This window comes from Floccifex porci (assembly GCF_009696175.1).
Lineage (GTDB): Bacteria > Bacillota_I > Bacilli_A > Erysipelotrichales > Erysipelotrichaceae > Floccifex > Floccifex porci.
The window spans coordinates 1-26,771 of the sequence record NZ_VUMM01000006.1; the positions used below are offsets into that span (position 1 = coordinate 1).

Annotated in this window: 23 protein-coding genes, 1 pseudogene and 2 CRISPR repeat arrays; of the genes and pseudogenes, 8 read left to right on the top strand and 16 right to left on the bottom strand. The window is 32.3% G+C overall.

The annotated features are described in order from the left end of the window. From FYJ50_RS10900 to FYJ50_RS04430, 8 genes are all read left to right on the top strand, one after another. Nucleotides 1-84 (top strand): IS3 family transposase (locus FYJ50_RS10900; RefSeq protein ID WP_154459219.1); only part of this gene is annotated, 84 nt, incomplete at its 5' end. 167 nt (nucleotides 85-251) lie between these two features. Then, on the top strand, nucleotides 252-569 hold the full coding sequence (locus FYJ50_RS04400; protein WP_154459843.1) for a hypothetical protein: 318 nt from the start codon (nucleotides 252-254) through the stop codon (nucleotides 567-569). Nucleotides 570-573: 4 nt separating this feature from the next. Further along, entirely contained in the window at nucleotides 574-1,704 is a 1,131-nt protein-coding gene (nagA, locus tag FYJ50_RS04405; RefSeq protein ID WP_154459844.1) for an N-acetylglucosamine-6-phosphate deacetylase, read from the top strand. Next, nucleotides 1,701-2,378 (top strand): hypothetical protein, encoded by a 678-nt coding sequence (locus FYJ50_RS04410; RefSeq protein WP_154459846.1) that lies wholly within the window; start codon nucleotides 1,701-1,703, stop codon nucleotides 2,376-2,378. The genes nagA and FYJ50_RS04410 overlap by 4 nt, the downstream gene beginning before the upstream one ends. A 79-nt stretch (nucleotides 2,379-2,457) precedes the next feature. Beyond that, the gene (locus FYJ50_RS04415; protein WP_154459848.1) at nucleotides 2,458-4,371 is read left to right on the top strand and encodes an oxidoreductase; all 1,914 of its coding nucleotides are present in this window, start codon (nucleotides 2,458-2,460) and stop codon (nucleotides 4,369-4,371) included. Between the two features lie 198 nt (nucleotides 4,372-4,569). Next, the gene (locus tag FYJ50_RS04420) at nucleotides 4,570-4,803 is read left to right on the top strand and encodes a plasmid maintenance system killer protein (protein WP_235900923.1); all 234 of its coding nucleotides are present in this window, start codon (nucleotides 4,570-4,572) and stop codon (nucleotides 4,801-4,803) included. A gap of 21 nt (nucleotides 4,804-4,824) precedes the next feature. After that, on the top strand, nucleotides 4,825-5,871 hold the full coding sequence (locus FYJ50_RS04425; RefSeq protein WP_154459851.1) for a helix-turn-helix domain-containing protein: 1,047 nt from the start codon (nucleotides 4,825-4,827) through the stop codon (nucleotides 5,869-5,871). A 134-nt stretch (nucleotides 5,872-6,005) separates the two neighbouring features. Further along, on the top strand, nucleotides 6,006-6,182 hold the full coding sequence (locus tag FYJ50_RS04430; RefSeq protein ID WP_154459852.1) for a hypothetical protein: 177 nt from the start codon (nucleotides 6,006-6,008) through the stop codon (nucleotides 6,180-6,182). Nucleotides 6,183-6,212: 30 nt separating this feature from the next. Then, nucleotides 6,213-7,834: a CRISPR direct-repeat array (repeat unit 36 nt; unit sequence GTTTTGTTCTAGCGAAAAAATTAATGGTAACAAAAC). Nucleotides 7,835-7,872: 38 nt separating this feature from the next. Here FYJ50_RS04430 and FYJ50_RS10905 read toward each other — a convergent pair. The 16 genes and pseudogenes from FYJ50_RS10905 to FYJ50_RS04510 form a co-directional block, all read right to left on the bottom strand. Then, nucleotides 7,873-8,043 (bottom strand): annotated as a pseudogene (locus FYJ50_RS10905) (ribosomal-processing cysteine protease Prp); the annotation flags it as partial. A gap of 49 nt (nucleotides 8,044-8,092) precedes the next feature. Beyond that, nucleotides 8,093-8,341 carry a hypothetical protein gene (locus FYJ50_RS04440; RefSeq protein WP_154459854.1) on the bottom strand — a complete coding sequence of 83 codons (249 nt, stop codon included), beginning with the start codon at nucleotides 8,339-8,341 and terminating at the stop codon, nucleotides 8,093-8,095. A gap of 64 nt (nucleotides 8,342-8,405) precedes the next feature. After that, a CRISPR array of direct repeats spans nucleotides 8,406-9,365; the repeat unit is 36 nt; unit sequence GTTTTGTTCTAGCGAAAAAATTAATGGTAACAAAAC. A gap of 48 nt (nucleotides 9,366-9,413) precedes the next feature. Further along, nucleotides 9,414-10,286: a P-loop NTPase family protein gene (locus FYJ50_RS04445; protein WP_154459856.1), complete on the bottom strand. Its 873-nt coding sequence runs from the start codon at nucleotides 10,284-10,286 to the stop codon at nucleotides 9,414-9,416. Then, on the bottom strand, nucleotides 10,283-10,606 hold the full coding sequence (gene cas2, locus FYJ50_RS04450; RefSeq protein WP_154459857.1) for a CRISPR-associated endonuclease Cas2: 324 nt from the start codon (nucleotides 10,604-10,606) through the stop codon (nucleotides 10,283-10,285). Before cas2 ends, FYJ50_RS04445 begins: the two co-directional genes overlap by 4 nt. Beyond that, nucleotides 10,596-11,495: a type II CRISPR-associated endonuclease Cas1 gene (gene cas1 / locus FYJ50_RS04455; RefSeq protein ID WP_154459859.1), complete on the bottom strand. Its 900-nt coding sequence runs from the start codon at nucleotides 11,493-11,495 to the stop codon at nucleotides 10,596-10,598. Before cas1 ends, cas2 begins: the two co-directional genes overlap by 11 nt. Before the next feature lie 104 nt (nucleotides 11,496-11,599). Continuing rightward, nucleotides 11,600-11,815, bottom strand: a complete 216-nt coding sequence (locus FYJ50_RS10525; protein WP_205946419.1) for a hypothetical protein — start codon at nucleotides 11,813-11,815, stop codon at nucleotides 11,600-11,602. Nucleotides 11,816-11,894: 79 nt separating this feature from the next. Next, nucleotides 11,895-14,951: a type II CRISPR RNA-guided endonuclease Cas9 gene (gene cas9, locus FYJ50_RS04465; RefSeq protein ID WP_205946420.1), complete on the bottom strand. Its 3,057-nt coding sequence runs from the start codon at nucleotides 14,949-14,951 to the stop codon at nucleotides 11,895-11,897. A gap of 270 nt (nucleotides 14,952-15,221) precedes the next feature. Beyond that, on the bottom strand, nucleotides 15,222-16,316 hold the full coding sequence (locus FYJ50_RS04470; protein ID WP_154459864.1) for a hypothetical protein: 1,095 nt from the start codon (nucleotides 16,314-16,316) through the stop codon (nucleotides 15,222-15,224). 63 nt (nucleotides 16,317-16,379) lie between these two features. Beyond that, nucleotides 16,380-17,516, bottom strand: coding sequence for a 1-deoxy-D-xylulose-5-phosphate reductoisomerase (gene dxr, locus FYJ50_RS04475; RefSeq protein WP_154459866.1), 1,137 nt, complete (start codon nucleotides 17,514-17,516; stop codon nucleotides 16,380-16,382). A gap of 49 nt (nucleotides 17,517-17,565) precedes the next feature. Next, complete coding sequence (locus FYJ50_RS04480) at nucleotides 17,566-18,333, bottom strand: N-acetylmannosamine-6-phosphate 2-epimerase (RefSeq protein WP_154459867.1); 768 nt, start codon at nucleotides 18,331-18,333, stop codon at nucleotides 17,566-17,568. A 9-nt stretch (nucleotides 18,334-18,342) separates the two neighbouring features. Then, nucleotides 18,343-19,104 carry a DeoR/GlpR family DNA-binding transcription regulator gene (locus FYJ50_RS04485; protein ID WP_154459869.1) on the bottom strand — a complete coding sequence of 254 codons (762 nt, stop codon included), beginning with the start codon at nucleotides 19,102-19,104 and terminating at the stop codon, nucleotides 18,343-18,345. Nucleotide 19,105: 1 nt separating this feature from the next. Next, a complete protein-coding gene (locus FYJ50_RS04490; protein ID WP_154459871.1) occupies nucleotides 19,106-19,996 on the bottom strand; it encodes a glycyl-radical enzyme activating protein in 891 nt (296 codons plus the stop codon). Continuing rightward, nucleotides 19,989-22,259 (bottom strand): pyruvate formate lyase family protein, encoded by a 2,271-nt coding sequence (locus FYJ50_RS04495; protein WP_154459872.1) that lies wholly within the window; start codon nucleotides 22,257-22,259, stop codon nucleotides 19,989-19,991. Before FYJ50_RS04495 ends, FYJ50_RS04490 begins: the two co-directional genes overlap by 8 nt. Before the next feature lie 120 nt (nucleotides 22,260-22,379). Next, nucleotides 22,380-23,909, bottom strand: a complete 1,530-nt coding sequence (locus tag FYJ50_RS04500) for an SLC5/6 family protein (protein WP_154459874.1) — start codon at nucleotides 23,907-23,909, stop codon at nucleotides 22,380-22,382. A gap of 112 nt (nucleotides 23,910-24,021) precedes the next feature. Next, nucleotides 24,022-26,226, bottom strand: coding sequence for a RelA/SpoT family protein (locus tag FYJ50_RS04505; protein ID WP_154459876.1), 2,205 nt, complete (start codon nucleotides 26,224-26,226; stop codon nucleotides 24,022-24,024). Nucleotides 26,227-26,247: 21 nt separating this feature from the next. Further along, nucleotides 26,248-26,769: an adenine phosphoribosyltransferase gene (locus FYJ50_RS04510; RefSeq protein WP_154459878.1), complete on the bottom strand. Its 522-nt coding sequence runs from the start codon at nucleotides 26,767-26,769 to the stop codon at nucleotides 26,248-26,250. Between the last annotated feature and the right edge of the window lie 2 nt (nucleotides 26,770-26,771).

The window sequence follows — 26,771 nt, forward strand, 5'->3', positions numbered from 1 at the left end:
TACTATAACAATCAGAGAATCACTGAAAAATTAAAAGGATTAACTCCTGTAGAATACAGAAATCAATCCTTAATTACCGTTTAGATAGTATACTTATTTTAATGTCCAAGAAATTGGGTTCACTTCATCTTACATATAATATTTTAAATAAAAAAGTCATTTTTTTCTCAGTTATTATTTACGTACAAATATAGTAAATGAACACTTACTTGTGAATTCGTTTCACAAGTATTATGAGTTATACTATTTCTATGAAAAAATATATATGTATCTTATTATTACTACTCTGTTCCTGTTCTAAAAATACTTCTTTTATTGGTAAACACTATATAAGATATACAGATTATGGAATTGAAAACATCTGTTTTTTAGAAAATGGACAATTCTCTTATTATGATGATGCAGGAGAACCTGTTGATGATTCTGATTTAATTAATTCTTATACCTATGATTCAGATACACAATGTATTACTTTATCAGATAAAACTGTTATTAAAGTAATTAAATCGAATCGAAATGAATTAATATTAGATTTTAATGGAGAAAAAAGATTATTTAAATTAAAATAAAACTATGATTACAGAAATAAAAAATGCATGGATTATTCCAAATGAAAAAGAAAAATTTTACGGTTCCCTATTTATTAAAGATGAAAAAATATTAGGATATCAATATTCTGGTAAAGTGGATAAAACAATTGACGGGAAAGGAAATATAGTTATACCTGGACTTATTGATATTCATTTTCATGGAAGTCATGGATATGATTTTATATCTAATCCAAAAGAATCAGTCTGTGAAATTTCAAAACAATTGGTTTATGAAGGAACCACTTCCTTTATGGCTTCTTTAACAGTTATTTCTCATGAAGATATGATTTCTTTATTAGATGAATATAAAGATGTAAAAGATCCTGGTTCTCATTTTCTTGGTATACATAGTGAAGGACCTTATTTATCAAAAGACTATAAAGCTGTAATGGACGATCGTTTTTTAAGAAATCCATCTATAGATGAATTAAATGAAATGATGGAACATTCCAATCAGATTAAAGTTATGACAGTCGCCTGTGAATTAGAAGGAATGGATACATTTATTCCCTATGCTTCTAAATTTATTACTTGTATGATTGGACATACCAATTCTACAGCTCAACAAGCTTTACATGGATTAAAATTAGGAGCCAAAGGATTTACTCATTTGTACAATGCGATGTCTCAACATTCTCATAGAAACCCAGGATGTGTTACCGCTGCTTTTTTAAGTGATGCTTACAGTGAATTGATCTGTGATGGATTCCATGTTCATCCGGACATTATAAAAGCCACCTATAAAATATTAGGACCTCAACACATTGTATTAATTACCGATGCTTCTTTATGTAAAGGATTACCAGATGGAGAATATATATTTTCCAATCTTCCATGTATTAAAAAAGGAAATACAGTAAGAGTTAAAGAAACAGGTCGTATTGCCGGCAGTGCCATTTCTATGTTAGATGCGATCCAGAATATGAAAAAGTTTTGTAATTGTTCCATCAATGAACTGGTACAGATGGCCTGTATCAATCCAGCAGATTGCTGTAATATTAAAAATAAAGGAAAACTGGAAAAAGGATACGATGCAGATCTTATATTTTTAGATGAGGCTTTAAATTGGAAAGGAACAATGATTTCTGGTAAACTTCTAGCGGAGGAACTATGAAATTTTTAAAACTGTTTTTAAGTTTATGTTTAACTTTCACTTGTTCTGGATGTATAAAGAAAGAAAGTGATGCGATGAAATTTAAAAAAGAATATGAAAGTTTAAATGGAACGATAAGAGAAAAAGACAAACAGACTATACGTACTTTATCAATTGATGAAGACAATCCAATGGTCTATTCTTCCTGTCAGGATATTATAGATCGAATTGAAAATAAAGAAACTTTTATTATTTATTTTGGATTTTCTGATTGTCCATGGTGCCGATCTTCTATTGAAACCTTTATAGAAAGTACAAAAGAAAACAATATATCTACTGTATATTATGTAGATATTAAAGAAGATCGAGATGAAATTGAAATCATTGATTCTCAAATATCTAAATCAAAAGAAGGATCTACAGCGTATTATAAATTATTAGATTTATTAGAACCTGTACTTGATGAATACATTGTAGATGAAATTAATACCAATGAAAAAAGAATATATGCACCAAATTATATTTCTATCTTAAATGGAAAACCTCAATTAAAAGTTGATGGTATCAGTTCTTTACAAACCAATGGATACCAGGAAATCAATGAAGATATAAAACAGGATATGAAAGATCAGTTTCAGTCTTTATTTGATTCTATTCAAACAAAAGCTTGTTCAACGGTAGAGAAAAAATGTTAAATCCGGACTTAAAGTCTGGATTTCTTTTTTTATGTGGTATATTAGATATATAGATATAACATATACAGAAAGGAGATCTATGACTAACTTATTTACGGAACTTAAAATTGGTTCCATGACATTAAAAAATCGTACTTTTATGGCCCCTATGTCTTTGGGATATGGAAACCCAAGTGGAATTCCAGATGCTTCTCAACAAGAATACTGGCTGGCTCGTGCTAAAGGTGGTGTAGGATGTATCATAACCGATGCGACAAGTGTCGATCCAAATACCCCTTATTTAGGTAACACTTTATGTTTTAGAAGCGATGAAAGCATTGTTGCCTATAAACAATTTACAGATAGAATTCATGAATATGGATGTAAGATCATTCCTCAAATCACTCATCCAGGACCTGAATCTATTTCTTCTTTCTTTGGAGTGACTCCAATATCCAGCAGTGGATATTTAAACTCTATGTGGCAACCTACCCGTGCTCTTACTTTAGAAGAAATACCAGGTATTATACAGATGTATGCGAAAGCATCCTATCAGGCAAAACAAGCTGGATTTGATGGAATTGAGCTTCATTGTGCACATGGGTATATGTTATTAGGATCTTTCTTAAGTCCATTAAAGAATAAACGTACCGATGAATATGGTGGCTCATTAGAAAATAGAGCTCGTCTATTAATAGAAGTCATCGATGCAATCAAAGAAAAATGTGGTAAAGAATTCCCTATTATTTTAAGAATGTCCGGTTCTGAAAAAATTGAAGGAGGAAATACCATTGAAGATACCAAACAATTAATTCCTATTCTTATTGAACACGGTATCGATGCCTTTGAAGTATCCGGTGGTTCTCAATACGATGCTCCAAATAAAATCATCCCATCTCATGGAGAACCATGTGCTGTTAATTTAAATGAAGCCTTAGAAATACGTAAAATCAGTAGCGTTCCTGTCATTTTAGTTGGAAAAATCAATTCCAGTGAACTGGCAAAATCTTTAATCGATGAAAATAAAGTCGATGGTGTTGTATTAGGAAGAGCATTACTGGCAGAACCAGAATTTGTGAATAAAATCAAACAGAATAAAGAAAACGAAATTGCTCCATGTGCAAGCTGTTTAGTTGGTTGTGTACTGGAGCAAAATAAAAAACACAAAGGAGCTTGTGTCATTAATCCATTTGCAGGAAAAGAAGCCATTTTAAAATTAACACCAGCCACTACAAAGAAAAAAATTATGATTGTAGGTGGAGGAATGGGTGGCTTAAACGCCAGCCGTTACGCTGCTTTAAGAGGATTTGAAGTCTCTTTATTTGAAAAAACAGATACATTAGGCGGACAGATCAATTTAGCAAATAAAATTGAAGGAAAAGAAGAAATGGGTAAATGGGTACCATTCTTAATCAGTGAATGTAAACGATTAAATGTAGACATTCATTTAAATCATGAAGTAACCAAAGAAGAAATTGAAAACAGTGATTACGATACAATTTTAATTTCAACAGGTGCCTATCCAGTGACTCAAAACAATTATCCAAATGCCCATGATATTTTATCTGGTAAAACCATTATTGATAAAGGAAACGTATGTATCATTGGTGGAGGAATGGTTGCGGTAGAATGTGCAGAATACATTGATGCGCATAAGCAGGGGGATCTATCCATGACAATGATCGAAATGAAAAAACAGATCGATCAGGGAGAAGCTCCAGCAAACTATGCCAACACAATGCGACACATTGCCACAATTCCATTAAAACCATTAACGGAAACAAAATTAATTTCAATTGATAACGGAAATGTCATTGTTGAAAAAGAAGGTCAGCAACAAACATTATCTGGATTTGATCATATTGTATTTGCGGTAGGTTCTAGACCAGAAAATAAACTTTATGAACAAGTCAAAGACTGTGGTAAAGAAGTCTATATCTTTGGAGATGCAAAACAGGTCGGTACAGCCTTGGACGCTACTAGAGATGGAACCGCAATTGTCTTAGGTCTATAAGGTGCAAAAAAGCACCTTTTTTATTTATTCATTTACCTATAAGGTAAACTTTTTAATTTTGTTCTTATATAAAACATATTATAATAAATTTACCTTATAGGTAAATGAGGCGGTTCTTTGTTCGTTTGTTATAAATCAAAAAAGCTGGAAAGATTATGTACTATTTCATATGAAACACAAAAAAAATACGGTAAAGAAATGGCAGATAAGATTCATCAGAGAATCGACGAAATCAAAGCATCTGAAAATGTTGAAATATTAGTACAATATCGTATTGGGCATTGTCATCCATTATATAACGAAAACAACAATCAAAGAAAAAAAACCAATCAGTATGCTATGGATTTAGTACATCCTTATAGACTTGTATTTGAAAAAATTGATAACCAGATACAAATCGCAAAGATTGTATCCATCGAAGACTATCATTAATACTATAAAGGAGGAATGGGTATGGTTAGAAGTAAAACGTACATCGCAATTCCACCCGGAGCTACAATAAAAGAACAGTTAGTAGAACGTGGAATGACCCAAAAAGAATTTTCTATAAGATTAAATATGAGCGAAAAACATATAAGTCAGTTAATAAACGGAGAAGTCCTTTTAACACCAGAAATGGCTTTTAAGCTGGAAATGGTTTTAGGAATCCCCGCAAATTTTTGGAATCAGCTGGAAGCTATTTACAGAGAAAAACAAATCCAAGCACAACAAGAAAATGAAATGGAACAAGATAAATCAATTGCCAGGAAATTCCCTTATTCTGAAATGGTTCATTTAGGCTGGATTGTCAAAACAGATAAAATAGAGGAACGTGTTATAAATCTAAGAAAATATTTTGAAGTCGTAAATTTAACTTTATTAAACAACTATCAAATTAATAAAATTGCCTGTAGAAGATTAAATTCCACTGAAAAAGCCGATTATGCTTTATTGGCATGGGCACAAAAAGCAAAATTAGAAGCCCGAAATAAAAATGTCAAAAAAATCAATATTAACTTATTAAAAAAGAAATTATCTAAAATACGGCCTATGACATTACAAAACCCTAATGAATTTTATGAACCCCTCAATCAACTTTTATCTGATTGCGGAATAGCCCTCATACTCATACCTCATTTAAATGGTTCTTATCTTCATGGAGTGACCTTTTTAGATAGAAATAAAATTGTCATTGGATTAACATCAAGAGGAAAAGACGCTGATAAATTCTGGTTCAGCTTATATCATGAACTGGCACATATTATTAAAGGACACATTAATCAAATAGAAGGTACAACTGAACAAGATGAATTGGAAGCCGATCAATTTGCTCGTGAAAGCTTAATATCTAAATTCGATTTTGACCAATTCATTTCAAATTATAAAATCAATTCAAAAAATATTACTACTTATTCCAGCCTGATAGGAATTGATCCTGGAATCCTGGTTGGACGACTCCAGAAAGAAAACTATATTCCTTATAATTCTTATAATCATCTAAAAAAGAAATATGAATTTTAAATTAGAGAAAATGTCTAATAAAACATTTTCTCTATTTCTCTTTTTCAAATTCTAATTCTTTTTAATATTTTGTTCTAGTGAAAAAATTAATAGTAACAAAACAGAAAATAATTTGATAAAATGAGATGAAATGTATGGCAAAATATATAAAAATTAAAGGAAAAACGCCGAACGGTGGAGATTATTCAGAAATATATTTCTTTGATGATAAAGGGAATCCGATAGATCAAAAAAATGCTTCTCGTTGCGTTATTAGAGAATGCAAAGAAAACGGAGAATTATTAAAAGAAACATTCGCAACTTGCGAATAGAAAGCACCGATTACGCACAATATGCATATTGTTTTGTTCTAGCGAAAAAATTAATGGTAACAAAACCGTATCCGTTATCGAACTTGAAAATGTAATGTTTTGTTCTAGCGAAAAAATTAATGGTAACAAAACTTATTAAGCCTTTTATAATCGTAAGTATAAGTTTTGTTCTAGCGAAAAAATTAATGGTAACAAAACCACTTGGTGTAGTTCTTAGTTCTGGTTCTTGTTTTGTTCTAGCGAAAAAATTAATGGTAACAAAACATGTATTGTCAATCAATTCAGTTGGGAATAGTTTTGTTCTAGCGAAAAAATTAATGGTAACAAAACTGAATAAAGTTGTATATGGAACAACAGTTTGTTTTGTTCTAGCGAAAAAATTAATGGTAACAAAACGGACAACAATTGTACTTGTCACACCAATAAGTTTTGTTCTAGCGAAAAAATTAATGGTAACAAAACCTATTCTAAGTGGTGTCATGGCTATTCTGCGTTTTGTTCTAGCGAAAAAATTAATGGTAACAAAACTCTTTCTGGATCTTCGTTATCAGGAACGAAGTTTTGTTCTAGCGAAAAAATTAATGGTAACAAAACTAGCAAATAATGATTTACCATTCTTCCTGGGTTTTGTTCTAGCGAAAAAATTAATGGTAACAAAACAGGGAATAGAAACTTCTGCGTGATTATTGAGTTTTGTTCTAGCGAAAAAATTAATGGTAACAAAACACGATTCTTCATCATAACTATAGTTATTACGTTTTGTTCTAGCGAAAAAATTAATGGTAACAAAACCTGTTTCATCGTCAAATGAGAATCCGTTTTGTTTTGTTCTAGCGAAAAAATTAATGGTAACAAAACCGTATCCGTTATCGAACTTGAAAATGTAATGTTTTGTTCTAGCGAAAAAATTAATGGTAACAAAACAGATATTTAGACAGAACATTCATTGCATGAGTTTTGTTCTAGCGAAAAAATTAATGGTAACAAAACCATGGGAAGATATTCTATATACAACTTATTGTTTTGTTCTAGCGAAAAAATTAATGGTAACAAAACGAGTGATGGTTGTATTTGTCCCTGGAAACCAGTTTTGTTCTAGCGAAAAAATTAATGGTAACAAAACAAGCGTTTGCAGATGTATACTGTAATGGTAGTTTTGTTCTAGCGAAAAAATTAATGGTAACAAAACCATTCACATCCTGATAATATACTTGTTTGTGTTTTGTTCTAGCGAAAAAATTAATGGTAACAAAACTGACGAGTCTTGGAAGATTAAGACGAAACAGTTTTGTTCTAGCGAAAAAATTAATGGTAACAAAACGCTCAATGTTTTCATGGCCTGTTGTGGATTGTTTCGTTCTAGCGAAAAAATTAATGGTAACAAAACAGAATCGGTTATAACTTCCGTCACATACACGTTTTGTTCTAGCGAAAAAATTAATGGTAACAAAACGGCTGCCTTTTTTACAAGTCCTGATGAGAAGTTTTGTTCTAGCGAAAAAATTAATGGTAACAAAACATACAAAAGCAGACTATTATCAAGATTCAAGTTTTGTTCTAGCGAAAAAATTAATGGTAACAAAACGATATATCACAGTCGGATACCAATTAATCGGTTTTGTTCTAGCGAAAAAATTAATGGTAACAAAACACTGTCTGAAAGATTCGATTTGAAATGTATATGAACCGCTCCCGGTTGCATACCATACGATATAACGTCATTTGTCAATGCTTGGATTGACTGTATAAAATTCTGTACAAGAATCGAAACGCTGGAACATACAATGTCGTAACCTATCGGCGCATATCCTGCATGACCATTGATTTCGATTTCTCGTTCTGTGATTGTGACTTGAATCATGTATATCACTCCATAAAAAAAAGCACCTAGCTAATTTGCGAAGTGCTTTCTAATACCACATAAGTACCTTTTCTTTTGGAAAATCATTATTTTCTACACATTCTTTTAAAGCTTTTATAGATTTTTTAAAGTATGACTTTAAATATGATTTCTCATCTAGTTCACAATATTTTTTTTCTATAACTTCTTTTTTTTCGATATTGTATACGATTTTTCCTATGTCTTTTTCATTTCCTTCCGGGAAATATTCGGCATATACTATATTATCTTTTTTTGTTACGTTTGTTAAGGTTACCATAGTACTCATCTGCCTCCTTTTGATAATTGTGCTTATGCGATCACAGTCGGATACCAATTAATCGGTTTTGTTCTAGCGAAAAAATTAATGGTAACAAAACTGACAGCTTCATCTGCTGCTGACGCCATTTGTTTTGTTCTAGCGAAAAAATTAATGGTAACAAAACATTTAATCATGTAAGTGTCTGTTGCGAACAGTTTTGTTCTAGCGAAAAAATTAATGGTAACAAAACTGGAAGAATGCAGTGAATTACAAAAGGCAAGTTTTGTTCTAGCGAAAAAATTAATGGTAACAAAACTAATATCAATGTGATAATTCTTAACACCATGTTTTGTTCTAGCGAAAAAATTAATGGTAACAAAACTTGATGTTTCTATTACGTCAACATAAGTCGGTTTTGTTCTAGCGAAAAAATTAATGGTAACAAAACTCAGTTTAGACACGCTTGATGTATTCTTATGTTTTGTTCTAGCGAAAAAATTAATGGTAACAAAACAATCATGGCAAAGGCTTATGCTTGGAAAAGGTTTTGTTCTAGCGAAAAAATTAATGGTAACAAAACGGACAACAATTATATTTGTCACACCAATAAGTTTTGTTCTAGCGAAAAAATTAATGGTAACAAAACGTAATGCTTATGGCAATTGTTACATTATTTGTTTTGTTCTAGCGAAAAAATTAATGGTAACAAAACACGCTTTAATCATGGTAATGTCCTCCTTTCGTTTTGTTCTAGCGAAAAAATTAATGGTAACAAAACAGACTTCGATATCGACCTTCTATTGCACATGTTTTGTTCTAGCGAAAAAATTAATGGTAACAAAACCGTTATTTGGCAGCATTGCGATGTCCACTTGTTTTGTTCTAGCGAAAAAATTAATGGTAACAAAACTCATAATCGGATGCAGTGAACACACTGTAAGTTTTGTTCTAGCGAAAAAATTAATGGTAACAAAACAGCAGTTAAAAAATAAATATAAAACATCAGGTTTTGTTCTAGCGAAAAAATTAATGGTAACAAAACCTCAAATTCATATTACCATAAATTTAAGATTTTATAAAATGTAGTTATTTATAGAGAATGTTTATTTATGTCATTGATCAAATCTATTTTGTTTCCTTTATAAAAATGCTTTATGTATTTCATAATCTTATTATTTACCTCCTTTAAAGTAAGCAATTCACCATTGTTTTCACCAAAATATCCATACATCAAATCAAAATCAGCACAATCCAGAATTGTATCTTCCATCAGAACAATATCTTTCAATTCATATTGTTCTTTCCAAATGGTATCGTTTATTAAAATAATAGAATTTTTTAAAGAATTTAATTCATTTATTATTTGTTTTGAAATTATTTTTGAATCTACATATATAAAATATTTTTCAATTGAATGATCTTTTTCTTGAATGTATTCAATTATTTTTATTTGTTGAATAATTAATTCTTCTAATGATAGATCGTATTCATCCATCTGTTCTTCTAATGCAAAGTATGGCTTTAATATTTTTAATAATATTTTTGATGAAAGAGAATCAAATTCCAATTTAAAAGAATCTTCTTCGTTCAATTCTTCAATTAAAGATTGAAATAAAATATCAATTGTATTAATTGTGTCAAAATAAGAATAATCTTCTAATTTTCTTTCAAAATATTTAAGTAAAATAGATTTTGAACCTAATTTACATTCTTCATTTAAAGAAAACTTATCTGAAATTTCTATATAGAACGTAGACTTATTATTTAGTTCTTTTCCATCTATTAATATTTTCGGTTTTAAATTATTTTCTATTCTATATTCACTTTTCACTGGATTAAAATACAATTTTATTAACTGTTTAATTTTGTGTTTTTCAATACTATTATTTCCTAACAAGCATTTCCATTTATCAATCAAAAAATTATACATGACATTTCCATCCGTTATTGTAACCTTATTCATATTTTAATAAATGACTCACTGCTCACAATTTCTTCCTGTTTTGATTTACCACCAAGAATTATTTCAATTTTTGAATATTGTTTTTCAGTAACAACCATTATACGAATTTGTCCTTTTGACGGAATATTCTTATGTAATATATTAATGTGCTTAATTGCAGCATCTCGATTCGCAAATATTTTACAATACACAGAATACTGCATCATTAAATATCCATTTTGAATCAGATATTTTCTGAATCTAGCATAATTTCTTCTATCTTCTTTTGTTTTAACGGGTAAATCAAAAAATAAAACTAAACGCATAAAATCATATGTCATTTGGAAATAATACAGGATCTGGAAATATCACAAATTCTTCCTCTTCATTTAAATATTTAAATATTGAATCTAAATAAATATTTATCGCATTCGCTATTGTCTGTTTTCGACCATCAATTTTAACTTTATAATTTGTAAGATTGATTAAATCTTCTCTATGTTGTTGTTTAAATAATATTTCATCCATTAGATGATTATAAACATAATTATCTACAATCGGTCTGAATACTTCAATTATGTCATCACTTAAATTAAACATATTCGTCTTTCCTTTATGAAAAATTCCTAAATTAGCAAGATATCCTTTTGCCACTATAATGGAAGTAATTAAAGATCGAAATATACTATATCCATAATTTAATCCTGCATTTATTACGTCTTCTTCAAAACGAATAAAATCATTGCCAAACAGTGCTCTAAAATACATCTTTGCAGCCAATCCTTCCCGATTGGTACAATCACCTAATTGAACTTCATCCACAAACTGATATAATTTCTGACATACTTCAAAACTTCTATTATTTTCTTTTAATATTTCAATTTGGTTTAATATTTTATGCTTAACAATCAGTGCATGTAATTCTTCTTTTTTGTATGGATTCCACTCTATTTGTTTTTCAATATTACCACTGGAAGAAAAATGTCCATTCATAGGTAATACATAACTTTTAGGAAGATGATCCACACCACATAAAATTGTACAAACATTATTTTCGGTTAGTTTATTAATTAAAGGAACACTTAAATGAGATTTATAATTATCAATGACTAAAATTTGAATATCTGCAATTGGAAATAATATTTCATTCTCTTTTATTTCAACTTTTAGATTATCTAAATACAATCGCAAATATTCACATCTCTCTACATAAATAACTCTATGACCCATAAATGATAAAAAGAAAAGACCCTTTCGGGCCGAGTTCGGGATAAACCCTTGTTTTGTTAGGTCATATAATTTTTTCGCTAGAATATAACCACTATTATTATAGCCTATTCAAATTCTAATTTCAATTTATTTTCTTTAACCTCATATACATTTCCAAGTACATCTGTGGAATATTTTTTAAATCCTAATTCCGTTCGAACAGCTATAGTACGACGTTTTTTATTTTTTTTATAGGTAGGACTAACTTCTATTGTAAATGACTTATCGTTATACATGCCAACAAACCTTAAAATTTCAAAATTAATTCCATCATGATACAAAACTACTCCATTATCGTCTGTAGAAGAATCATAGAAATATGGTTGTCCTTTCTTTCTCTTGACTCCAATAAGTTCGTCACTATGTAATGAAAACAAAAATTTCGAATCTGTTGATATTAGTCTCTTTTTTTTTCTGATTATCATACCATTTTCTATCAATAACATATTTTTTTGAACATTTTTCATAGTGAATATCGTTATATCTTATATTAATAAATCTATAAAATCCATCTGGACATAAATATAAATCTACTCTATAGCATTTTAACTGTTTTAAAGCGACTTTATGACATAAATCTGAGGCTGGGTACTTATGAGAAATATCAATATATTCATATACAGAATTACCATAGTATTTGAGTTCCTTTATTTCAGGGCCATTTCCTTTCTTTGAATATTTGTGGATCGTTCCAAATTCTTTTTTATAACGAGATAAGGGATTCTCCCCAACTAATTTGTATTTTGTAATACCTTTCTTTGTTTCTTTTTTATAATGCTCTTTGGAATCTTTAAACATTTCAAAATCATGCATGACAATGTCTTCTAAAATTTTATATGTTTGTGGATCGTTATCTTTCATTAATAATGTACTTTCATTATTGATAATACCTTCAATCATTACAGAAACTTTATTCCCTGTTGTATCTTTAGGAGCATATATATCATATTTTCCAATTAATTTATCTTCATCTCCCTTTTTTCTTATACTATAAATAGTTTCATCCGCAATTTGTCTGTTTGGTTTTGTATCCACCTTATGAGAAATCTTAATTGGAGGATAATATAGACTGTCTCTTGAAATCTGACCTTTATAGTATCGGTTGCTGTCTAAATAGATATTTTTTAATTGTGCAATAAATGCAATATAAAGAGGATCCATGTAGGCTTTATCATCTGGTATCGTTTTTATTTCTCCTGTTAATTCATCATAAAAATTATCAAATGTATATTTACTCAAATACCCATTTAATAAATTCATTTTCTTAACCGAAGCAACAATCAAGCCATCAATCGCATGATGTAAAAAATCCTCATCACGTTCTTTTTCTAGTTGAATCTGTGTTCTAAATTTATCTGTGATCTTTCCATTTAAAGTATGGACTTTAGTATCAATTTCATTGTCTTTAAAATAATCTGATAATGTATTTAATACCGTCCTACATGCATAGCTTGTATCAATCAGATTTCGATTAATAAATTCCTGAATGTTATCAAATTTTGTAATGTCTTTATCATATAGCAAATTTACTTTTTTCTTATAATTTAATTTTTTATTGCTTCCTACGATTATTCTATATTGGTTCCAGGAACATCCCATTCCATCAAATTTTCCTGATTGATAAGCCATAAATGGTGTCAGATTTCCCTTTAACTGATTTTCCATTCTTGTGATCAATACTTTGTTAGACTGTGAATCATCCAGTGAAATCGAAATAGGAATGATATGATCAATTTCAGTATAATCTCTATCTTTAATTAATAAGTCTAAATCAATTGTCTGGAAAGTGTATGCGCTTTTTCCATCTTGTTCCAAATACAATCGGATCTTCGCTTTTGTCTTTCCATTGATTTTATCTGGATCCAAGCCTCGATCTTTTAATAACTGATCCACTTCTTTATTTCGATTTTCAAAATATTTCTGACGATTATTGATTCTTTTTTTACGTTCTGCACTATTTTTATCTCTTGTCATTTCTACGACAATTGAATCAAATTCACCATATTTCTTTCTTAACGCATTTACTACCTTAAATGTTTCATTCTGTGCTCTTTTGACAACTGGAGAAAGAATCGCTGTATCATCCGCAACAATGTTTTTCTTTCCTTTATGAGATATTCTTGCTTTATCAAATAATTTTAACTGGTGAAGAACCTGAATCTGATTTAATGAAGTCTTATACAATTCCTCGTTTAATAAACGAATAGCTTTTAAAGATAAAGAATGATATCCAGTAAATTTTGTATTGGTTACTAAATGATCGACAACTTTTTCATCCACTTCCAATGCCAGTAATTTATCTTTTCTTTCTTCCATTCCTTTATAGTTTGTTAAAACTTCAGATATAGAATCTAATAATTCATAGTCATTTAAAGAAATATCAATATTTTCTTTTTCAAATGCTTTTTTTAATTCTGTATATCCTTTAAATTCGGTTAATAGATGCTTCTTATTTTTATCAATGCGGAAACCAGAAATTTTATCTTCATCTGCTCCAACAATTTTTGATAATTGTTTAGGAGTAATTTTTTTATTTTTACTGACATAAGAAAAAATTTCCTGTTTTTGAGATACATCTAATTTTTCATCATCAATTGACAAATTATTTAAATCGTTCAATAAATTGAATATTTCCGCACTCACTGACATTTTAGGAGCTCTAAATTCATTTGGAAAAACACTGCATTTTCCTCTCATTCGTTCAATTAAATCTTCATAAACAATTTGTCCATTTTCATCATAAAACCATCTTCCATATGGTGTAGGAGACTTTTCACTTCCAGGCCCTTCATAATAAGCTCTTTTTCGTGAAATAATTTCAATGATTTTATCACAAACATCTTCATCCAATTCCTGATTTGATAAAATCTGTCTGGCTTCTTTTATATAATCTTCTGTTCTAAAATTATTCGCATGTCCTCTTATTTTATTATTGTCATTTAAACGATCCAGTTGAATTTCACAGATGTATTTTCCTTCTTTTAATAATTTTGCATTCTCACTTAATATTTCTTTTGTACTTAAACTATCAGGTGATGTATCTTCCATTTCATCCACCGTTTCAATTGAGCTTCCTCTATGCTTTGTAAGATGCAGGATCACAGATACCAATTCATCATTCGTTAATGGATTTGTTAAACCTTTCACTCGTAATTCATAAACATCTGATTGTGGCTGGTAATTATCACTCATCAATCCATTTTCTTTTAATAATTTCTGCATATCGCCAATTCGATTTGCTTTACGACGAGTCAGTCTTCGTCTGCCTCTGGCATTTCTTCGTTTTTCATTATCTGCAGCTGTACCTTCTTTAAACAGACGAACTCCATAATCTACAAATTCATTGTTCTCTACATCAATGATTCCATATCCTACTGATGTGATTCCAATATCTAATCCTAATACTAGCTTTGCCATTTTCATATTCCTTTCTTTAAAATTATTATTATCCTCTTTCATGACACTATTTTTGTCAGAATTATATATTTAACATTATACATCATAAAAATTAAAAAATAATTATAGTGAAACAAATACCTTCTTTTATGTTAAAAAAAGAATGGCTTTACTCGATGTTTAAATTTCTTTTATGTTTTCCTTTGAAAATATTTGATTAACATTTTAAGAATTGAAGCAACTTAAATTTATCTTTAATAACTTTTTTCTAATACTAAAAAAACATCGATATTACTCGATGTTCATATTGGATTCTTCTTTTGATTTTTTAAATAGGAAAGCCATCATAGAGGCACTCATTGAACAGATCAAAGCCCATAATCCTGTATTGTTTTGAGTGGCTGTATTGACATATACAGTTGGTGATTCCATTACATAACCTGCTTTAATGGCCTGGGCTTCCTGTAATAGATTCTGATATGTTTTTCCAACTGAATTTCTTAAAATGGTATTTACCTGATTTCTTTCACTGGCCGATAATTTATTCCATGCCGATAAACCATTTAAAATATTGTTGTAGTTTACCGAATTGGCTTTGGTATAAATGGCTCCCATTGAACTAGTAAGATATGTATCCACAAAAGATTGTGCCCCGGAAGATTTTGTTTCCTGTTTTGCTTCTGTCTGAACCAGTTTCTGTTCCTGTAAAACGACAGGCTGAACTTCTGGTTGAACTTCTTTGTGAATCACTGGCTGAACAACAGGATCTAAAAGAGACTGTGAATCGTTTTTCAATGTAAAAGCAGCTACTGGAAGAACTTCTGTTTCTTCTTGAACAATCGGTTTTTCTTCCTGTTCTTCTTCTACTTCTTCCTGTTTATCTTCTGTTTCTTCTTCTGCTTCTTTTTTATCTTCTGTTTCTTTCTGTTCTTCTTTTTCTTCTGTTTCTTCTACTTTTTCAGATTCTTCCTGATCAATCTGTTCATTGATTTCAATGGCTTTTTGAACCATTCCTTCAAAATCAATAGGTTCTTCTTCATTTTTAAATAAAGCATCAATTTCTTCTTTTAAAGCTTTGGACTGATCTTTTGTTTCAATAGAAACATCTAAAGACAATTGTTCATAGAACAGTTTTCCCGCTAAAATCTGTTCATAATTGGTATCATCTATTGTTTCAATCAACTGATAAGAAATTTCTTCTTTCCCATCTTTGATTTCAATTTTCTTTAAACAAAGAAATTGTTCTTTAAAGTCTTTTGCGGTTTTAATTTCTACAGGCTCTTGTTCCACTATATTCATTTCCTGAGCATACAATGGTAAAGTCTGCAATCCTAAAGAAGATACGGCTAAAACAGAAGCAATTGTATATTCTAATTTATGTTTCATCTTATCACTCCAATCTTTAAAAAGAACTTGTCTATATATCATACTCCTAAATCAAGAAAGTTTCTAGTCCCAAAGTTGTTTCACAAACTCTCTGGCCGCTAAATCCGATTGTTCCAGCTGTTCATAAGTTGGATTCTGTATATATTCTAAAGATTCAATGGCTTTTAGAATGGATTCTTCAATCTGTAAAAAAGAAATTTTATGATCTAAGAAATATTCAACAGCCTGTTCATCCGCTCCATTAAAAATAGCCCCCAGATTTCCTTCTTTTCTACCTACTTCATAAGCACATTTCAACATTGGATATCTTTCAAAATCCATTTTCTTAAAATGAAGATCAAAAGTATCACTGGCATCCAGTGGATGTTCTTCTTTTAATGGAATGCGATCTGGATAATGAATCGCATATTGAATTGGCAATCGCATATCCGCACTTCCCATTTGAGCTATAATGGCATGGTCTTCATATTCAACCATAGAATGAATAATGCTTTCTTTATGAAGCACTGTATCTATTTTATCATAATCCAGGTCAAACAAGAAATGTGCTTCAATGACTTCAAATCCTTTATTGACCATAGTGGCACTATCCACTGTAATTCGTTTTCCCATCGACCAGTTTGGATGTTTTAAAGTCTGTTCTACCGTCACTTCTTTTAACTGTTCTCTTGTTTTATCTCGAAAGGAACCACCAGAAGCGGTTATGATCAGTCGTTTTACCTGTCGGATATCATTTCCCTGCAGACACTGGAAAATGGCAGAATGTTCCGAATCAATCGGATAGAGCTTTGTGTTGGTTTCTTTTAATGTTTGTCTAACCAGCATGCCACCTGCCACTAAACTTTCTTTATTGGCTAAGGCCACATCTTTTCCTTTTTTTAAGGATTCCAGAGTGGGTTTGAGTCCTCTAAAACCAACCACTGCATTCACCAATAAGTCATATTCACAATTCTGAATGCATTGAACCATTGCTTCTTTTCCCGCATAAACTTTATTATGATGAATTTCATCTTTCTTTTCTTCATTTCCAATTCCAACAACCTGAATGGATCTATGTTTTTCTAAAATCTGATTTAAAATTTCGGTCTGATTTCCAGCCGCAATCCCCACTAATTTAAATCGATCGGGATGCTGCTCAATGACATCTATAGTCTGAAGTCCAATGGAGCCAGTTGCTCCTAATAATAATATTTTTTTCATAAAAAATCTCCCTTTTCCATTATAACAAAAAAAATAGAGAGTGAGGTCTCTATTTCAATTCATTTGTATGATGGGCTTTTTCTACTTTACGCCAGTCATCCTGGTATCCGCTTAACGCATCCACAAATCGTTTGGCTACATAATGAGGACGGGTAATAGCACTTCCCACCACAACACTGTGGCATCCTAAAAACATACATTTAATGGCATCTTCTGGTGTATATAAATGCCCTTCCATAATCACCGCAGCTCTATTTCCTACTTCTCTACACAACTGTCCGATCATACGATAATCGGCACCTTCGATATGCTGAGTGGCTTGTGTATATCCATATAATGTCGGTGCAACAATTTCCGCTCCATTTTCAATGGCTCTATTGGCTTCTTCGATTGTTGAACAATCCGCAAAAATTAAATGATCCGGATATTTTTTACGCACTTCTTTGATCAGATCCCAGGCCTGTGTTCCTTCATGTGTTCTTTCACTGGTACAATCCAGGGCAATAATATCCGCTCCAGCTTCTACAATGGCATCCACTTCTTTCATTGTTGGAGTAATGAATACATAGGTATCATCGTGCCATACTTTATATAAACCGATAATTGGTAAACCTAAATTGGCTTCTTTTACCTGACGAATCTGTTCCGGTGAATTGATACGAAGTCCAACCGCTCCTGCCCATTTTGCACATTCTGCCATCTTCACTGTCATATCTGATGTATAGATAGGTTCATCTTTCTGTGTTTGACAGGATACAATTAATCCTCCCTTTAACTGATCTAAAATTGCCTGTTTTTTTGGATCGTTTACTTTCATAATTCCCTCCTATTGACAAACGACTACATTTTTCGGTTTTCTTTTTAATGTACTGGTGCCATCAACCAGTATGGACTGAAACTGAATGGGATTGGCCCATACACACAATCCAGATTTTTCAAATTTTGACTGGTCCACCAGCAACATCGAACATTTTGATTGTTTTAATGCTTCTTTTTTTAAAGCTGCATAGCCAAAATGATACGAATAGACTTCTCCATTTTCAAAACTGATTCCATTTGCGGTTAAAAACGCATAATCAAATTTAAAATTCTTCATCATTTCAACAGTTAATGAACCGGTACATATTTCCGATTTCTTTTTAAATTCTCCTCCCAGTACATATACTTTTCCTTTAAAATCATCTGGAATTCTAGATAGAATATATGTATTCGGACTGACAATATCCACTTCTTTATCCATAATATAATCAATGATATAAATCCCTGTTGTTCCTGAATCAATATAGATACAATCTCCATTGTTTAAATAAGAAGCAGCTTTTTTACATATTTTTCGTTTCTGATTCTCATTGGTATGTTCTTTTTCAATAACTCCAGGTTCATTGTATCTGGATAAAAGAGAATCGGCAGAGATTAAAGAAGCTCCTCCTCTTTCTCGAAAGATCATTCCTTCTTTTTCCAGTTCATCCAGATCTCTCATAACCGAAGACCTTGATATATTTAATATAGACATCAATTGTTTAATCGAGACAAATCCATCTCTTTTCAACAATTCCATAATGTATACTTTTCTTTCTTTTGTTAACAAGCTAACCACCTATCTTTACGCATATATTCAATTCTTTACCCAATTCAGTATACGAAGATAAATGGGATTTATCCATCATTTTTTCATTTTCATACACATAATCTTTTTTCAGATTGTGCCATTTGTTTTTTCCTAAAGAATGATAAGGCAATAAATTTACTTCTTTAAATCCTTTTTCTTTTGCATACAGTATAATGTCTTTTACTATCTCTTCATTAAATCCAGGAATGACAGGAGTACGAATAATGACTTTCTCTTTACATGTCTTTGATAAATAATCTAAATTATTAAAGATAATTTCTTTACTGGCTCCTGTAATGGATTCTAGTTTTTCTTTATTCAGATGTTTGATATCATGTAAAAACAGATCTATATAAGGTTCTACTTTTTTTAAAACGTTCAGATTATACATTCCAGTTATTTCAATAGCGATATGATATCCTTTTTCTTTTAAGATCTGAATCAGTTTAAATACTTCCTCAAACTGAAATAAAGGTTCTCCTCCTGATAAAGTGATACCTCCATTTGAATTTTTATAATAGGCATCGTCTTTTGATATTTCTTCCAGAATTTCATCAATTGTCATCTCTTTTCCTGAAAATGAAATGGCTTCTGGTATACATACATCCATACATTTCTGACACCCATCACAAAGATTTCGATTGATTTTAAAATCTGGATCAAAATCGATTGCCATTTTTTCACATACTTTCTGGCAACAATGACATCTTACACATTTCTTTTCATCGTGCATCAGAATCGTATCCAGTGTCCATGTTTCTGGATTGGCACACCATGGACAATGAAGCGGACAGCCCTTTAAGAATATGGTCGTTCGAATTCCCGGTCCATCGTGTGTCGCAAAGCGCTCAATGTTTGATACTTTAATCATATAAAGCCCTGCTCAACAGTTCTGCCTGAATATCTGGCGATAAATTTACGAAAACAGCGCTGTATCCCGCTACACGAACGATCAGATCTGGATAGTTTTCTGGATGTTTCTGCGCATCTTCCAATACCCCATGGTCTACAACCGTAACCATCAGCTGGCATCCTCCATTATCAAAATATGTCTGAAATAGCGCTTTGACTTTCTCTTTGTCTTCATGCATCATACGAGGGGTAAATTTCATATTCTGCACACTTCCCCCATGGTATTTCGCATCAAATTTACATAATGAATTCAATACCGCTGTTGGTCCACTTTTTGCCTGTCCACCCTGTGGATTATTGGCTGGATTCATATAAACTGTTCGATTTCTTCCATCTAAAGACGCATCAGTCTGTTTTCCCCAGTCGGTATTTGTCTGGTTGTTGGAAATAACGATCAGATAATATCCCATACCTTCTTTTATTCCACGATCACGGATTCCTTTGGCAACGTATTCATATAAATCATTGGCCAGTTCATCACATTCTTTATGATCGTTTCCATATTTCGGTACATTTAAAATATCTTTCTGAATTTTTTCATATCCTTTATAATTCTTTAAACAAGCTTCGTTCAACTGTCTTAACGTATATTTTTTCTGATCGTATACCAATGTCTTGATCGCATATAACGCATCACTGGAGTTGATATTTCCATACGTTTCATTGGTTCCACCAAGAATTTGTACCCCTCCATCCAGTAAAGCTTTTTCTCTGGAAATACAATCATCCATCAATATTGAACAGAATAAAAAGGATACTTCCTGATTCATAATTTTATAGCTGTAAGCCTGATCATGAACACTCAGGTCCATATAATAATCCAGTAATTCTTTATACTGATCATAGAACGATTCAAATGTATCAAAAGAATCAATGTTTTTAACTTGTACAGGACCGGCTTTATAGATTCCATCCATTGGATCGATTCCTTCATTTAAAGCCAGCTGCTGAATTTTCAGTAAGTTTAATAAAGTATTTGGTGTTCCTACACTTTTTCCCTGAATCACAAATTCTCCACAGCCAAATGGTAAATATTGCTGAGCTGTAATACGATCCAAATTCATAGAATACATGGTTGCCGGTACATTAACATCATCATTATATAAAGTGGGATACGTAGCTCCAGAAGCAATGCATTCATAAGCCATATCCATAATTTCTGGATCGGTCGTTGAATCAAAACGAAGCGTAAACTGTGGCTCTACATAACGTGTATCTTTACATACACGCAAACAGATTTTTGCGAACAGATCACAAGCCTCTACATCTTCTCTTCCCTGTCCACCTACAATGATTCGACCATTTACTGTTGTACGACGATTTTCGATCATCCACCATAAAGATTTCAGATAACGATACGCTTCCTGTTCATCAATTCGACCATTATCTATATCTTTCTTTAAGAATGGTCCTAAGACAATATCCATTCTTCCATAATTGATACATCCGGCACACAAGGCATACAGCCAGAACAATTGTAAAGCCTGATGGAAAGTCTCTGGTTTATTTTCACGAATGAAAATTAAATCTTCTTTCATCAATTCTAAATCGTTTCTTCTTTGTTCACTGATTTCTTTCTTTAATTGAACATTTACCAGTGTAACCTGATAATCAATAACTGTTTTAAATAAATGTAAAGCTTCAATGGAAGCTAAAATGAAATCATTTGGATTCTGTTTTTTCAGTAAATCAATTAATCCGTTGACTCCATATTTCATTAATTTATTGTAGTCTAACATCATTCCTGAAAGACGGGCGGTTGCCATATATGGATATTTACAGTCAATAAAACGACCCGTTGTGGTATCATTTAAAACATCCTGACAATATATAGCTTTTACATCATGATCCTGCCAGTAATCATAGAGCACATCCACTCTTTTTTTATCTTTTTCATCTTCCAGCTGATCTTTAAAAGCACGTAATTTATGAAATACACAATAATGTCCCACTCCACCAATGCTTGTAACCGAACCAAATCCAATTGGCAAAAAATCCAGACGACCGGCAATTAAATCGCTGTCATCAATGGTACGAAATAAAGTGGGAAATAATACTTTTAAACAATTTACTTCACGAAAGGCTTTATTTAATTTTGAACTTTCTGAATGAACACGCGTGTATTCTTCCATGATCTCCAGTTGTTCCAGTAAAGGTTTTTCACATGGTATTTTTTTAGACACTTCTGCATTCTGTACACCATCAATATTAATCTTTGCCATAATGTACCTCCTTGCATGAATATGTTAATTTAAATTAAATCATAAGTCAATTATTAATTATTCATATTTGTTCATATTTGTTCAAATTTATTCAAAAGAAAAACCGATTTTTCAATCGGTCTATTCATCTTCTTTCCATACAATTTCGTTTTCTACGAATCCCTTTTTCTTTCTGATATTTACCGCTATCTTAATAAAGATTCCACTGATAAATACTAAAGCGGAAACGATCCATCCGGCTGCAATTTCAGCCCACAATGCATATCCATAATGACCACCTTTCACAAAGAATAAGTCATACATGTTCCAGATAAACAATAAAGTCAAGGAAACAGGCGCTATAAATTTTACTGCCAGTCCAAACCACCAGTATGGTACTTTATAATTTTTTGTATTTCGATTCAATTGTTTTAAGACTTTCTTCAAATCAAAACACCATCCAATGGCAATGCACTCCATAACTCCAATCACAATCAGATTGATCTGGTTTGTCCATGCATCCACAATGTCCAGCCAGGCAAGTCCAGCTCTTGTTGTATAGAGTAAGGAAATAACCGCTGCAATCATGCAGATTCTTTGCGTTGTCTTTTTTGGATTCAGCTTAAATTTATCTGAAATAGAAGCCGATACCCCTTCTACAATAGAGAAAGCCGAATCGATAGCCAAAGTGACAAGCATCAAATAGAAGATCGCTCCAAATATCGCATTGAAGATTCCACTGTTTGTCAGATTCACAATTGCCTGTGGATAAATAATAAAAGCCGTTGCCACTCCACTTGCGGAAATCGAATCCAGCATGCCAACTCCACCCATAGTAGAAAACATTACGATTCCGGATAACAGACTGACGGCTGCATCGCATAAAGCGATCAAAGTCGCATCGGTTGCGATATTGGAATCTTCACTTAAATAAGATCCATACGCAAACATAATAGACATCATAATAGATAAGCTATAGAACACCTGCCCAATGGCATCGACCCATAACGACGGATCTTGAAAAGCGCTCATATCCGGAATAAACAATTTCTGTATTCCTTCTATAGCCCCTGGCATCATACATCCTTTGATTGCCATGATCAGTAAAAGAATAACGGGCATCATTACCGTATACTTTACAACTTTTCCAACACTGCTGGCTCCATTACGAATGCAGTAATAAATTAAGATCCAGGCAAGCGCTGCACTAACCAGTACAGGAATGGGAATGGTATATCCAGTGACATCCCATGTTGTCTGGGTAATGTTGGCAAACAAATTGCTGGCCGCTAAAGAATCTCCTGTCATATTGATAAACTTATAGGAAAAGAAAAACATCATCAATACCCATGCGAATACAATCGCATAATATGTCACAATGACAAAGGCATTGGCTGTTGCAGCCCATCCTACAAATTCACATTTCTTATTGATTCCTCTTAACGATTCTCCAGCTCCTTTATGAAATTTTCTGGCAACCGATAACTCCATCATCAGTAAGGGAATTCCAATCGCAAACATCGCAACTAAATAAACAAGTAAAAAGGCACCTCCACCATGTTTTGCTACCAGACCTGGAAAGCGCCAGGCATTTCCTAATCCTACAGCTGAACCAACGGCTGCAAGAATAAAAGTAGCTCTAGAGGCCCACATCGAACGTGATTTCTCCATATCTTCATCCTTTCTTTTCAACTATTTGAGATTATATCATAAGAATAAAAAAATAGTACATAATTATGAAAAAATTTTCATATAATGAAAAAAGCTCCTGATATTTCAGAAGCTATTTTATATCTCGTATCACTTCATTGACACTTCTAACTTTTTTCAGATTGGCTATGATCATTTTTAAATGACTGGCATCTTTAATGGACAACAGTAATTTTGTGGTTGCCGTTAAATTGTCATCATTGACATAGCTGTCTACATGTCTTAAATACGCTCCACATTGTTGAAGTGTTGTCATAATATCACTTAATAAATAATTACGATCTGTACTTAAAACGGTAAGTGGAACATCGTATATTTTTTCCTGAATGTTTTCATCCCATTCCACTGGAATCAGTCGTTTTTTCTCATTGATGATATTTGGACAGTCACAACGATGCACTTTGACTCCCTGTCCCTTTGAAATATATCCTAGAATATCATCTCCTGGAATCGGTGAACAACAGTTTGCCAAAGAAACCGAAATGGAATCAATTCCTGGAACAATGACCCCACAACCAGATACCTTTCTGATTTTGGTGCTGTCTTTATTGACCTGTTTAATGATTTCTTCATCTTCCAGTACCACCTGTCGATTCTTTACCAGTCGATTGACGATGGCTTCCAGCGATACACGCTTATTGGCCAGACCAACAAACAGATCGTCAACGGTTTTAAACGATAAACTGTTCAGTATACTTTCCAATCGTTTTTCCGTAATAATAGAAGGATCCAGTTTCTGTTTTTTGAATTCTTCTTCCAGCATCTGCTGTCCCATTTTAATGGATTCTTTTCGATCCATTTCTTCCTGTTTCTGCAGGAAAGAACGAATTTTATTTCGAGCATGTCCGCTCTTGACAATCTTGATCCAGTCTTCACTTGGTCCTTTTGAATTCTTATTGGTCAGAATGTCAACAACATCCCCTGTTTTTAATATCGTATTCAAAGGCACAATGGCCCCATTCACCTTGGCTCCAACGGTTTTATGCCCAACTTCTGTATGTATGCGATACGCAAAATCGATTGGACACGATCCCTGTGGTAAAGCAATTACTTTTCCTCTAGGTGACAGACAATAGACATTGGCTTCAAAAATGTCTTTCTGAAGTACATTCATATATTCCAATGGATCAGAACTGTCTTCATCGGTCATCATAGAGAAATCTCTAAACCAGGAAAGTTTATCTTCAATCTGTTTCTGTTCCTGAGCATGAGAGAAATTCGGATGCTCCTTATACAGCCAGTGTGCCGCAACCCCTCGTTCGGCTACCGCATCCATCTGTTCGGTACGGATCTGAATCTCAAAAATATTTCCATGCTGTGGTTCGACCACAGTTGTATGCAAAGACTGGTACATATTTGCCTTTGGCATCGCAATATAATCTTTAAAGCGCCCAGGAATCGGTCTATAGGTCGCATGAATGTATCCTAAAATCTCATAACACCGGGTTTCGGTATCGGTCACGATTCGAATTGCCAGCAGATCCAGTATTTCTTCAAATCGTTTATTTTTAGTTACCATCTTTTTATAAATGGAATAGAAATGTTTAGATCTTCCAAAAATACGATATGGAATATGATATGTATCCATGATGATCTTGATATCGGTAATCATCATATCCACCTGCTGGTTTCTTTCACTTTCTCTTTGTGCCACCAGATTCTTTATTTCATTGTATTTTTCATTATATAAATATTTAAAAGACAGATCTTCCAGTTCATTTTTAATTTCACTGATCCCTAAACGATGCGCAATCGGCGCATATACCGATAAAGTCTCATTGGCAATTTTTTTCTGCTTTTCCGGCTTCATATATTCCAGCGTACGCATGTTGTGAAGACGGTCTGCCAGTTTAACCAGAATGACACGAATGTCTTTGGCCATGGCAATAAATAATTTACGATGATTGCTGGCCAGATATTCTCTTTCATCCTGAAATTTGATATTTCCAATTTTTGTAACCGCATCTACGATCTGGCTGATTTCTTCGCCAAACATTTCCTGAATCGTTTCATTGGTTACTCCCTGACAGTCTTCCACTGTATCGTGCAAAAAACCAGCCGCTATGGTTTTGGGAGATGTATGAAGCAAAGCCAGTGTATTGGCCACTTCAATCACATGAACCACATAAGGTTCTCCACTTTTGCGAAACTGTCCTTCATGACATTTATTTGCGAACTGGTATGCTTTTTCAATCATTTCCAGATTTTCAGGGCGCTTAATATAAGTTTGAATATTGCCCATACATTCCTGATACGTAACCGATTTTCGACTGCTCATATTAACCACCCCTTTCTACTTTTATTCTCCTTCAAAATGAACTAAAGAACAGACTGGAATTCCTTCAAATTTTGATTTTCCTTTTAAATCATCCAATTCAATCACAAAACCAATTCCAGCCACCTTTGCCTGCTGTTTTTCAACTAATTTCACGATGGCTTCTACCGTTCCACCTGTTGCCAGTAAATCATCAATGATTACGACACGATTTTCTGGTTTCAAAGAATCGGCATGCATACATAAAGTATCGGTACCATATTCCAGTTCATAAGTTTCCGAAATTGTTTTACGTGGCAATTTTCCTGGTTTACGAACAGGAACAAATGGAAGTTTTAATTCATTAGCAACCGGAATTCCAAAAAAGAAACCTCTTGCCTCTGGACCAATGATCACATCTGCCTGAACGTCTCTGGCAAACTGTGATAACTGTTTTGTCACTTCTTCAAATGCCTCAGGGCATTCTAAAATAGGTGTAACATCTCTAAATATAATTCCTTCTTTTGGGAATCCTGGAATGCTTCCAATATGATCTTTAATATTCATAA